The organism is Streptomyces sp. NPDC029169, assembly GCF_055563935.1.
On the sequence record NZ_JBVHXA010000028.1, the window covers coordinates 22558 to 34484 of the forward strand.

Below are 11927 nucleotides of genomic sequence, written 5' to 3' on the forward strand. Positions count from 1 at the left end.
CTATGGTCTGGTTTTCACACTTTCGGGTAGTTTCGAAGTATGAGGACCAGGCCGTTCCACCTTCTGTCGGCCCTCGCGGGGCTGGCGATGCTGCTGCTCCTGGTCCTGGCCCCCACAGCGGGGGCCGGGATCACCGGGATACCGGATGTCGGCGCGGCCCTGAAGCAGGGCCCGGTGTACGTCGATCCGGGCGCCGCCGACCAGCTCTCGACGGCCCAGGCGGATGCCCTCGCCCAGAAGATCGAGGACGCGGACAAGCCGCTCTTCGTCGCCGTGCTGCCCGCGACCAGCGAGTATCCGCCCGAGAACCTCCTGCGCAATCTGCGCACCGCGACCGGGGTGACAGGGCTGTACGCGGTCCGGCTCGGTGACGGCTTCGACGCCGCCGCCGACCGTACGGTGATGTCCGCGGCCGCCGTGGACAACCTGGTCACCTCCGTGCACCAGCCCGGGGTGGACGCCGCCACCGAGCTGAACAACTTCGTCGACCAGGCCCTGCCGACCCTGCGCGGTACCGCCCCGGCCTCCTGGGGCACGGTCGGCACCGACGACGGCGTCCCGGTCGTCGGCCTGATCACCCTCGGCGCGATCGTCGCCGCGGGCGGCGCGGGCGCGTACACGATCGTCCGCCGCAACCGGCTCCGCAAGGAGGCCGAGGAGCGCGCGGCGCTCGACAAGCTCCGGGTCGTCGTCGACGAGGACATCACCGCCTTCGGCGAGGAGCTCGAAAGGCTCGACTTCCACCCGGCCGAGCCCGGCGCAGACGACGCGATGCGCGGCGACTACGAACGCGCACTCGACTCGTACGACAAGGCCAAGTCCCGGATGGGCTCCGCCGCGCACCCGCACGACGTCAAGGGCGTGACCAAGGAGCTGGAGGAGGGCCGCTTCTCGCTCGCCGTCCTGGCCGCGCGCCGCGAGTCCCGTCCGCTGCCCGAGCGCCGTCCGCCCTGCTTCTTCGACCCGCGCCACGGCCCCTCGACCGAGGACCGCACCTGGACCCCGGCCGGCGGCTCCGCCCGCGAGGTCCCGGTGTGCGCCGCCGATGCCGCACGCCTCGACGACGGGCAGGACCCCCTGGCCCGTATGGTCGACACCGACACCGGCCGCCGCCCGTACTGGGAGGCGGGCCCGGCGTACGGCCCCTGGGCCGGCGGTTACTTCGGCGGCGGCCTGCTCCCCGGCCTCCTCGTCGGCACCATGCTCGGCTCGATGCTCTCCACCCCGGCCTACGCCTCCGAATACGGCGGCGGCGAGTTCGAGGGCGGCGACGTCTCCGGGGCCGAGTTCAGCTCGGGCGACTTCGGCGGCGGCGACTTCGGCGGCGGCGGCGGTGGCGGTGGCTTCGGCGACTTCGGTGGTGGCGGGGACTTCGGCGGCGGGTTCTAGGCGCGTTCCGGCTACACCAGGGGCTTCACCGACATCAGCAGATGCTGGTGGACGCCGTCCTGCCGGTCCGTGATCAGGGCGCGCTGGCCCGGCCCGAGCAGATGGAAGCGGACCGCGTCGGTGTCGAAGGAGCCGAGCGCGTCCAGCAGATAGCCCGGGTTGAACGCGACGGTCATCGCGGGCGTACCCCCGAGGACCACCGGCAGCCGCTGGGAGGCCACGTCGTCCTCGTACCCCGCCTGAAGGTGGACGGCGTTCCCGATGAAGGCGAGCTGGACCGGGCTGTCGCCCTCTGCGACCACCGCGACCCGCTTCACGGCCTCCACCAGCGGGACCCGCTCCGTCACGGCGACGGCGTGCTCGCCGAGCGAGAAGAGCTTGTCGTGGCGGGGGAGACGGCCGTCGAGCAACCGGGTCGTCGTCCGCGTGCCCTCGCTCTCGAAGCCGATCGAGCCGTCGTCCAGGGCGAGGCGGACCGGCCCCGCCGAGGTCAGCGAGCGGGCGATCTCGGTCAGCCGCCGGGCCGGCACGACCACGTCCGCGCCCTCGCCCGAGCCCGTACCCACGCCCTCCTCGCCGGATGCCCCGCTCTCCGGCTTCCACTCCAGCGTGCGGACCGCGTAGCGGTAACGGTCGGTCGCGGCCAGCGTCATCGTCGTACCGTCCAGGGCCAGCCGTATCCCGGTCAGGACCGGCAGCGAGTCGTCCCGGCCGGCCGCCACCGCCACCTGCCCGACCGCCGCCGCGAACGCCTCGGCGTCCACCACACCCCGGAACGCGGGCAGCCCGGGCTGCGCCGGATAGTCGTCCAGCGGCAGCAGCGAGAGCCCGAAGCGCGCCTCACCGCCCGTCACCGAGAGCCGCGCCCCCTCGACCGCGCACTCCACCGGCCCCCTGGGCAGCACCTTGCAGATGTCGAGCAGCCGCCGCCCGAGGACGAGCGCCCGCCCCTCCCGCACGGTGTCCGCCTCGACCTCGATGCGCGCCGACGCCTCGTAGTCGAGACCGGAGACCCGCAGCCGGCCGTCTCTCGCCTCCAGGAGCAGCCCGCCGAGCACGGGCACGGGGGACCGGGCCGGGAGCACGCGGGCCGCCCAGGCCACGGCGTCGGTCAACACGCTGCTGTCGATGCGGAATTCCATGACACCGACGCTAGCGGCCACCACTGACAACGCCCCGGTGACAACGCCCCGGGAAGAATCCGCACCCCTTGATCGTTCTCCCCCGCGGAACGTGTCGACACAACCAGGGGGAGAGAACCGATGAGTGACGTCCACGGCACAGTGGAGCCCGGATTCGAGTCCGTACGGGAGGAGTTCGCGACCGTGGCCGCGAACGAGGCGAAGGACGGCGGCGCGCAGCTCGCCGTCTACCACCGCGGCCGCCAGGTGGTCGACCTGTGGGGCGGCGAGGGTGTCGACGGCGACTCCCTGCTCGGCCTCTACTCCTCCTCCAAGGGCGCCATGGCGCTGGTCACCGCGCTCCTCGTGCAGGAGGGTGTGCTCGACCTGGACCGCGAAGTCTCCTCCTGGTGGCCCGAGTTCGCCGCCGAGGACAAGGGGCGGATCACCCTCCGCCAGCTCCTCGCCCACCGCTCCGGCGTGATCGGCGTCCCCGAGGGCTTCACGCCCGACGAGCTCGCCGACGACCGGGTGGTCGCCGCGCGCCTCGCGACCGCGCGCCCGTACTGGGAGCCGGACACTGGCCACGGCTACCACGCGCTCGTCATCGGCGCCCTGGTCGGCGAGGTGGTGCTACGGGCCACCGGCCGCACGATCCAGGACCAGTTCGAGGAGCGGGTCCGGGCCCCGTACGGCCTCGACTACTACCTGGGGCTGCCGGAGGAACTGGAGCCCCGCTTCCGCACCGCCCTGCCGACGATCCCGACCCCCGCTCAGCAGGCCCTGCTCGCGGCCACCCCGGTGCCGCCGGACAGCCTGCTGGCCGTCGCCTTCAACCTGCACACCGAGCCGCCGCTCGACATGGTCGACTACGCCAACTCCCGTACGGTACGGGCCAAGGCGCCGGTCTCCGGCGGCGGCATCGGCAGCGCGCGGGGCCTCGCGCGGATGTACGCGGCGATCGCCGGCGAGCTCGACGGCCGCGCCCCGCTCCTGAAGCCGGACACCCTCGCCGAGGTGGCCCGGATCCACTCCTCGGGCACGGACCTCGTCACCGGCGCGGAGAACGCCTTCGGCCTCGGCTTCGTCCCGCTGGCCACCCGCCACCCGGCCCTCACCCCGGCCGCCGTCGGGCACAGCGGCGCCCCCGGCTCCCAGGCCTTCGCGGACCCCGCCACCGGCCTCGCCTACAGCTACACCCGCCGCCGCTTCGGCTTCCTCTCTGGCCCCGGCGCCCCGGAGAACGACCGCCTGATCCCGGCGGTGGTGGAGGCGGCCCGCGCGGTCTGATGCCCTGAACGCCGAGCGCCCGCCTTCCGCGAAGAGTTCGCGGAGAGGCGGGCGCGCTCGTTTCAGGGGTTTCTCGGGAGAGCAGGGGTTTCCCGGGAGAGATCAGGCGGCGTTCTTGATCGCGGAGATGTCGAAGTTCAGCTTCACCTTGTCGCTGACCACGACGCCGCCGGTCTCCAGCGCCGCGTTCCAGGTCAGGCCCCAGTCGGAGCGGAGGATCTCGGCCGAGCCCTCGAAGCCGACGCGCTGGTTGCCGTAGGGGTCCGTGGCGGAGCCGTTGAACTCCAGGTCGATCGAGAGCGGCCTGGTGACGTCCTTGATCGTGAGGTCTCCGGTCACGCGGTACTTGTCGCCACCCAGCTGCTCGGCCTCGGTGGAGCGGAAGGTCATCAGCGGGAACTGCTCGGCGTCGAAGAAGTCGCCGCTGCGCAGGTGGCCGTCGCGGTCGGCGATGCCGGTGTCGACGGAGGCGATCCGGACGTCGATCGAGGCGGTGGAGGCGCCCGGGTTCGAGCCGTCGAGCACCAGCGTGCCCTCGTGCTCGGCGAAGCTGCCGCGCACGTTGGTGACCATCGCGTGACGGACGGTGAAGCCGATGCTGCTGTGCGCCGGGTCGATCGTGTACTCGCCGGTCAGCGCGGCCAGCGCCGGGTCGACGGGGAGGGTGGCGACGGCGGTGGCGGTGTCGTTGCTCTTGCGGCCGAAGATGCCCATGACGTGCTCCTTGGGGACGGTGCGCGGGTGGCGCGAGGCGGGTGCCTGCTTGTTGAATCTTCAACGAGACCTACCGTAACTCTATTCCGTTCAACTTTCAACATCTCTGCTCGATGTATACCCGCTTGGACTAACCGGAGGAGGTTCTTGGACTGGCGGGGCCGCCGGGCCGCGATCTCGTTGACGGTGCCCTGTCGAAGGGCCCAACTAGTCCCCATGCCCCTCCCCAAGTCGCGAAGAATCCGTGCGGCCTGCGCGCTCGCCGCCGCTTCATCCGCCGTGTTCGCCCTGTCAGGACCGGCCCTCGCCGAAGCCCCCGCGTCACGTACGGACGAAGCCCTCATCGGCTCCGACCAGCTCGCCGTCGCCGTCGCCGAGGACTTCCCGCGTGTCGTCTCGTACACCGACCGCGCCACCGGCGCCCGCCTCCTCGGTAGTACGGCCCCGGTCACCGAGGTCGTCCTCAACGGCATCGCCTACGCCGTCCGGGCCACCGGCGCCCCCGTCCTCACCCCCGCCTCCGCCGCGTACACCCTCGCCTTCCCGGCCCTGCCCAATGTGGAGCTCGACGCGAGCCTGAGCGTCAGCGGCCGGGCCACCACCTTCAAGGTGACCGCCGTCCGGGACACCGAGGCCTTCCGGGTGGGCACGATCGACATACCCGGCCACGACCTGGTGTCCGTCGGCTCCGCCGACGGCGGCGCCGAGACCGCCTTCACCCGGCTCGACCCGGACTCCACCCGTACCGCCGACGTCTTCGCCGACATCACCGACGCCACCCCGGCCGAGACCAGTCCCGTGGGCGCGAGCTACGCCATCGTCAACACCGGCGCTCTCGCCGCCGCCGTCGAGTCCAACTCCTCCTACGACAGGCCCGCCGGCCCGAGCGCCCGCGACCGCGCCCGCTTCTGGCACCAGGCCCGGAAGACCGCCACCGAGACCCGCGTCGGCGTCTGGTCCGGCCAGTGGACCTACCGCGGCGCGGACGCCCCCGCCCCCGAGAGCGGCGAGAACCTCCCCTGGGCCAAGGTCGTCGTCACCCCCGACGCCAACGCCGACGGGAGGACGGACTGGCAGGACGGCGCACTCGCCTTCCCCGCCATCGGGATCAAGGCCCCCGGCAGCGCGCAGACCCCGGACCGGGTGATCGCCCACATCCCGTTCAACTTCGCGTCCAACGCCACCCACCCCTTCCTGCGCACCCTCGACGACGTCAAGCGGATCTCCCTGGCCACCGACGGACTCGGCCAGTTCGCGCTGCTCAAGGGGTACGGCTCCGAGGGCCACGACTCCGCCCACCCCGACTACGGCGGCAACTACAACAAGCGCGCCGGCGGCCTCGCCGACCTCAACACCCTCCTGAAGGAGGGCAGGAAATGGGGCGCGGGCTTCGGCGTCCACGTCAACGCCACCGAGTCGTACCCCGAGGCCAAGAACTTCAGCGAGACGCTCGTCGACAAGACCAAGCCCGGCTGGAACTGGCTCAACCAGAGCTACTACATCGACCAGCGCCGGGACCTCAACAGCGGCGACCTCGCCCGCCGCTTCAAGCAGCTCCGCGACGAGACGGACCCCAACCTGTCGATGCTGTACATCGACGTCTACTACACGCACGGCTGGATCGCCGACAAGACCCTCCAGGCCGTGCAGGACCAGGGCTGGAACGTCGCCACCGAGTGGTCCGAGAAGTTCGAGCGGGCCTCCCTCTGGTCCCACTGGGCCAACGACCTGAACTACGGAGGCGCCACCAACAAGGGCCTCAACTCCCAGATCATCCGCTTCATCCGCAACGGCGAGAAGGACGTCTGGAACAACCACCCGGTCCTCGGCCAGACCGCCCTGGAGGACTTCGAGGGCTGGACCGGCGAGACCGACTGGAACCACTTCTACGCCAACATCTGGCAGAAGAACCTGCCCGCCAAGTACCTCCAGCAGCAGCGCATCACCCGCTGGAACGGCAACGACCTCACCTTCACCGGCGGCGTCCGCGGCACCGTCGAGAACGGGAAGCGCGCGTTCTACGAGAACGGCCGCAAGGTCCTCGACGGCGATAACTACCTGCTGCCCTGGGACGGCGGGAAGAAGCTCTACCACTACAACAAGACCGGCGGGAAGACCAGTTGGGCGGTGCCCGGCACCGGCTCGTACAGCGTCTACAAGCTCACCGACAACGGCCGTGTGAAGACCGCGACGGTCCGGGCCGGCGGCGGCACGATCACGCTCGACGCCGCCGCCGGACAGCCCTACGTCCTCTACCCCGACCGCGACCCCGAGCCCCGCGACCCGCGCTGGGGCGAAGGCACCCCGGTCAAGGACCCCGGCTTCAACGACGCGGGGCTGCGGGCCTGGTCGAAGACCGGCACGGTCGCCCGTGACACCGACGACCAGGGCCGCAACAGCGCCGAGCTCACCGGCTCCGCCACTCCGTCCGTACGGCAGCAGATCACCGGCCTCACCCCCGGCACCCGCTACACCGCCTCCGCCCTGATCGAGGTCGAGCCGGGCAAGACCCGCCCGACCAGGCTCTCCATCGGCGGGAAGTCCGTCACCGTTGAACGCTCGGCCCTGGAGGACCGGGTCGCCGCCTCCGACTGGAACGGCACCCGCCTCCAGCGCGCGAAGGTCACCTTCACCGCCCCCGCAGGCGGCGCCACGACCCTCAGGATCGAGGCGGCGAGCGGCAGTACGGCCGCCGTCCGGGTCGACGACGTCCGCATCGTCGTCAATACCCCCGCCACCAAGGCAGGCGCGCTCGCGTACGAGGACTTCGAGGCCGTCGACCAGGGCTGGGGCCCCTTCCTCAAGGGCGACTCCGGCGGCACGACCGACCCGCGCACCCACATCGCCCAGCTGCACGCCCCGTACACCCAGGCCGGCTGGAACGGAAAGCTCGTCGACGACGTCATCGGCGGCGCCGAGTCCCTGAAGTCCCACGACGAGAACAGCGGCCTGGTCTACCGCACCGCGCCCTGGACCGTCCCGATGAAGGACGGGCACAGCTACCGGATCGCGTACGACTACCAGTCCAGTCATGCGGGCGCCTACGAGTGGGTCACCGGCTACGACCGTACGAACGCGACCTCGGTGGAGACCCGGCGTACGCCCCTCGGACAGCAGCGGACCACCGGTCACTTCACCGAGACCGTGACCGCCGGCTGCGGCGACACCTGGACCGGGCTGCGCAAGCGCGGCGACGCCCCCGACGGAGCCGACTTCGTCCTCGACTCCTTCACCGTCACCGACCTCGGTCCCGCGCCGGAGAAGGCGGCGTGCGGCACGCTCAGGCTCGCTGCCCCGGAGACCCTGGAACCGGGCCGCCCGAACCAGGTCACGGCCACCTTCGCCAACGACGAGACGGGCGCCGTCACCGGTGCCACCGCCGCCCTGGAACTGCCCGAGGGCTGGACCGCCGAACCGGCCGCCCCCGTGTCCCTCGGGACGGTCGCGGCCGGTGCCGAGGCCACCGCCACCTGGCGGGTGACACCCCCGGTGGACGCCGCCTACCGGCCGTACCCCCTCGGCTCGACGCTCACGTACACCCTCGGGGGAGAGGCGCGGAAGCTCACCGCCGCCACCACCGTCCGTACGCTGCCCCCGCCGCCCACCACGGACAGCTGGGCGAGCGACCTGGACTGGACCTCGGCGGCCAACGGCTGGGGACCCGTCGAGCGCGACACGTCCAACGGCGGGACGGGCAGCGGCGACGGCGGCCCGCTGCGGATCGGGGGAGTAGCGTACGCGAAGGGCCTGGGCACCCACGCCCCAGCCACGGTCCGCTACTACCTGGGCGGGAAGTGCACCTCCTTCACCGCCGAGGTCGGCGTGGACGACGCCCAGACCACCCGCGGCACCGTCACGTTCGCCGTCCGCGCCGACGGTACGGAGAAGGTGAAGTCGCCGGTCCTCAAGGCGACCGACCCGGCCTGGTCGCTCACCGCCGACGTCACCGGAGCCTCCTACGTCGAGCTGGTGGCCGGGGACGGCGGCGACGGCAACGGGAACGACCACGCGGACTGGGGGAACGCCCGGTTCCACTGCGGCGGTTGACGAACCGGGAGATGAGGGAAAGCGCTTGCACCAAAGCGTGCGGTGCTCATTGATTGCGTCGGAGAGCGGCTGCTACACCGGGCGCCAACCGGTCTACACCTCTTCCTCCGGGAGGCTCCCGTGCCCCTTCCAACCTGGTCCCGCCGCACCTTCCTGATCACCGCCTCCGCCTCGGTCGCGGCCCTCGGACTGCCCCCTCTCGCCCACGCGGCGGAGGGGGAGTTCGAGGCGCTGCGGCTGCGCTGGCTCGACCTCCAGCTCGGCACCGGCTTCGACGCCGGCGCCGAGCCGTACGCCTCCCGTCTCGCCGAGACCGGCGAACTCGCCCGCGCCTTCCGCGCCTCCATGGCCCCCACCGACACCAGCCTCTGGCCCGGGGACCCCTTCGACCCGCCGTCCGGCATCACCCGGAGCTACAGCCGCCTGTGGACGATGACCCAGGCGTACGTACAGCCCGGCACCGGCCTCACCGGCGACGCGACCCTCCTCGCCGACATCCTGCGCGGCCTCGACCACCTCTCCGCGCGGATCTACAACCCCACCACCACCCGCTATGGGAATTGGTGGGAGTGGCAGATAGGCAGCCCCCGCCTCCTCATGGACATCGTCGCCGCGCTCCACCCGCACCTCGGGCCCGAGCGGATCGCGGCCGCCTGCGCCGCCGTCGACCACTTCGTCCCCGATTCGATGCTCACGAACTACACCGGCACCTCCACCGGCGCCAACCGCGTCGACCTCTGCCGCTCCGTCGCCCTGCGCGGCATCCTCGGCGCCGACCCCGCCAAGATCGCCCTCGCCCGCGACGCGCTCTCACCCGTCTTCCCGTACGTGACAAAGGGCGACGGCCTCTACGCCGACGGCTCCTTCGTCCAGCACACCTGGGTCGCCTACTCGGGCACGTACGGACAGGTCATGCTCGACGGCCTGGGCCGCCTCTTCGCCCTGCTCGCGGGCTCCGCCTGGGCCGTGACCGACCCGAACCGGCAGATCGTCCTCGACAGCGTCGAGCACGCCTACGCGCCCCTGATCTACGACGGCCTGATGATGGACAGCGTCAACGGGCGTGCCGTCAGCCGGGGTTACCTGAAGAACGACGAGCGGCGGATCATGCGCTCGGACCACTTCCACGGCCAGGGCGTCATCGCCGCCATCGCCCTCCTCGCAGCCGGCGCGAGCGACGCCGAGCGCGAGCGGTGGCACGCGCGCGTGAAGGGGTGGATCGAGCGGGACACCGTCTCCCCGGTCCTCTCCGCCCGCCAGTTCGGCGTCGCCGACCTCGCCCGGCTGCACGCCATCGCCGACGCGCCCGTCCCCGCCGCCCCCGAGCCCACCGGGCACCGGCTCTTCTCCGCCATGGACCGGGCCGTCCACCGCCGCCCCGGCTGGGCCGCGAACATCGCCATGGCCTCGGAGCGGATCTCGTACTACGAGTGCGGCAACGGCGAGAACCCGCGCGGCTGGCACACCGGCGCCGGCATGCTCTCCTGGTGGACCCCCGGGCAGGGCGGCCAGTTCACGGACTGGTTCTGGCCCACCGTCGACCCCTACCGGCTGCCCGGCACCACGGTCTCCACCAAGCGGCTCGCCGACCGGGCGGGCGGCGAGTGGGGCGCGCCGAAGCCGGCCGTGCGCTGGGTCGGCGGGGCCACGGACGGCGAGTTCGCCGCCGTCGGCCAGCACCTCAGGGGGCTCGGCTCGACCCTGGAGGCCCGTAAGTCCTGGTTCTGCGCGGCGGACGCGGTCATCTGCCTGGGCTCCGGGATCACGGCCGCCGACGGCGTTCCCGTCGAGACGGTCGTCGACAACCGCAACCTCGGCGAGGGTGGTGCGAACGCGCTGACCGTCCACGACCGCTGGGCCCACCTCGAAGGCCACGGTGGCTGGGTCTTCCCCCAGGGCACGGCGGACCTCCGCGCCCTGCGCGAGGACCGCACCGGCGCCTGGAGCGACATCAACACCACCAGCTCCACCGAGCGCCGCACCCGCACCTACCAGACTCTCTGGTTCGACCACGGCACGGACCCGGTCGCCGCCTCGTACGCGTACCTGCTCATGCCGGGCGCCTCCGCCCGCACCCTGGCCGCGCGCGCGGCCGACCCGGACTGGTTGCGGATCCTCGACAACAGCGCCGACCGCCAGGCCGTCTCCGTCCCGTCTCTCGGACTCCACGCCGCGAACCTCTGGCAGGCCGGTACGGTGGGACGCCTCACGGTCACCGCCCCGGCGAGCGTGCTCGTCCGCCGCAGGCGCTCCGTGCTCGATCTGCGGATCAGCGAGCCGCCGCGCACCGGGCAGCCCGTGGAGCTCGTCTGGGACCAGCCGGTGCGCCGGGTGATCAGCCGCGATCCCTCGGTGGAGGTGCTCGCCGTGGGCCGTATCCTGCGGCTGCGGATCACGCCCGGTACCGCAGGGGCGACGCACCGCTGCGAGGTCGCCTTGTAGGACCTCTTGTCAGAAGTCGACAAAAGACGGCCGGTATGGCTGTTTACTCGGCTTGAAGCAGAGGGGCTTCTGTCTTACTCCACCAGGATTCCGTCCGGGAGACTGTGAAGAGTCGACGGCAGGATTTTATTGGTCGCCTTCGTAGGGTCGGTACATGACCGTTGTGGACCAGATCCCGAGCGAGCCGACCGACGCCCGTGGCCGTGTGGCCGAGCTGCATGCCTTGCGCGAGGAGGCGCGGCGTGGGCCGAGCGACCGGGCGACCGAGGCGCAGCATGCCAAGGGCAAGCTGACGGCTCGTGAGCGTATCGAGCTGCTGCTCGACCCTGGTTCGTTCAGTGAGGTCGAGCAGTTGCGCCGGCACCGTGCGCAGGGTTTCGGCCTGGAGGCGAAGAGGCCGTACACCGATGGTGTGATCACCGGTTGGGGCACGGTCGAGGGCCGTACGGTCTTCGTCTACGCGCATGATTTCCGGATCTTCGGCGGGGCGCTGGGTGAGGCTCACGCGACGAAGATCCATAAGATCATGGACATGGCCATCGCGGCGGGTGCGCCGCTGGTGTCGCTGAACGACGGTGCGGGCGCCCGTATCCAGGAGGGTGTCTCGGCGCTGGCCGGTTATGGGGGCATCTTCCAGCGCAACACGCGTGCTTCGGGTGTCATCCCGCAGATCTCGGTGATGCTGGGTCCGTGCGCGGGCGGGGCTGCGTACTCGCCCGCTCTGACGGATTTCGTGTTCATGGTGCGGGAGACGTCGCAGATGTTCATCACGGGTCCGGACGTGGTGAAGGCGGTGACGGGCGAGGAGATCACCCAGAACGGCCTGGGTGGGGCGGACGTGCACGCCGAGACCAGCGGTGTGGCGCATTTCGCGTATGACGACGAGGAGACCTGCATCGCGGAGGTGCGCTACCTCCTGTCGAT

At 71.7% G+C, this 11927-nt stretch carries 7 protein-coding genes; 5 read left to right on the plus strand and 2 right to left on the minus strand.

Going from position 1 to position 11927, the window contains the following annotated elements:
• The first annotated feature begins 39 nt into the window (after positions 1–39).
• Positions 40–1389 carry a hypothetical protein gene (locus ACZ4VI_RS33720; protein WP_468005572.1) on the plus strand — a complete coding sequence of 450 codons (1350 nt, stop codon included), beginning with the start codon at positions 40–42 and terminating at the stop codon, positions 1387–1389.
• A gap of 11 nt (positions 1390–1400) precedes the next feature.
• Here ACZ4VI_RS33720 and dnaN read toward each other — a convergent pair whose 3' ends face one another.
• On the minus strand, positions 1401–2531 hold the full coding sequence (gene dnaN / locus ACZ4VI_RS33725) for a DNA polymerase III subunit beta (protein ID WP_468005574.1): 1131 nt from the start codon (positions 2529–2531) through the stop codon (positions 1401–1403).
• Positions 2532–2651: 120 nt separating this feature from the next.
• On the opposite strand from dnaN, the gene ACZ4VI_RS33730 reads away from it, so the two are divergent.
• Entirely contained in the window at positions 2652–3800 is a 1149-nt protein-coding gene (locus tag ACZ4VI_RS33730) for a serine hydrolase domain-containing protein (protein ID WP_468005576.1), read from the plus strand.
• A 102-nt stretch (positions 3801–3902) separates the two neighbouring features.
• Here ACZ4VI_RS33730 and ACZ4VI_RS33735 read toward each other — a convergent pair whose 3' ends face one another.
• Entirely contained in the window at positions 3903–4514 is a 612-nt protein-coding gene (locus ACZ4VI_RS33735; RefSeq protein ID WP_468005577.1) for a YceI family protein, read from the minus strand.
• Between the two features lie 216 nt (positions 4515–4730).
• On the opposite strand from ACZ4VI_RS33735, the gene ACZ4VI_RS33740 reads away from it, so the two are divergent.
• The 3 genes from ACZ4VI_RS33740 to ACZ4VI_RS33750 all read left to right on the plus strand — a co-directional run.
• Entirely contained in the window at positions 4731–8561 is a 3831-nt protein-coding gene (locus ACZ4VI_RS33740) for an endo-alpha-N-acetylgalactosaminidase family protein (RefSeq protein WP_468005579.1), read from the plus strand.
• A 120-nt stretch (positions 8562–8681) separates the two neighbouring features.
• Positions 8682–11003, plus strand: coding sequence for a polysaccharide lyase 8 family protein (locus tag ACZ4VI_RS33745; RefSeq protein ID WP_468005581.1), 2322 nt, complete (start codon positions 8682–8684; stop codon positions 11001–11003).
• A 154-nt stretch (positions 11004–11157) separates the two neighbouring features.
• Positions 11158–11927: acyl-CoA carboxylase subunit beta (locus tag ACZ4VI_RS33750; RefSeq protein ID WP_468005583.1), on the plus strand; the 770-nt coding region annotated here is incomplete at its 3' end.

What these genes read in the sequence shown, in the direction of transcription:
- ACZ4VI_RS33735 (WP_468005577.1), bottom strand. Translation starts at nt 4,514, where the DNA reads ATGGGCATCTTCGGCCGCAAGAGCAACGACACCGCCACCGCCGTCGCC.
- dnaN (WP_468005574.1), bottom strand. Translation starts at nt 2,531, where the DNA reads ATGGAATTCCGCATCGACAGCAGCGTGTTGACCGACGCCGTGGCCTGG.
- ACZ4VI_RS33740 (WP_468005579.1), top strand. Translation starts at nt 4,731, where the DNA reads ATGCCCCTCCCCAAGTCGCGAAGAATCCGTGCGGCCTGCGCGCTCGCC.
- ACZ4VI_RS33730 (WP_468005576.1), top strand. Translation starts at nt 2,652, where the DNA reads ATGAGTGACGTCCACGGCACAGTGGAGCCCGGATTCGAGTCCGTACGG.
- ACZ4VI_RS33720 (WP_468005572.1), top strand. Translation starts at nt 40, where the DNA reads ATGAGGACCAGGCCGTTCCACCTTCTGTCGGCCCTCGCGGGGCTGGCG.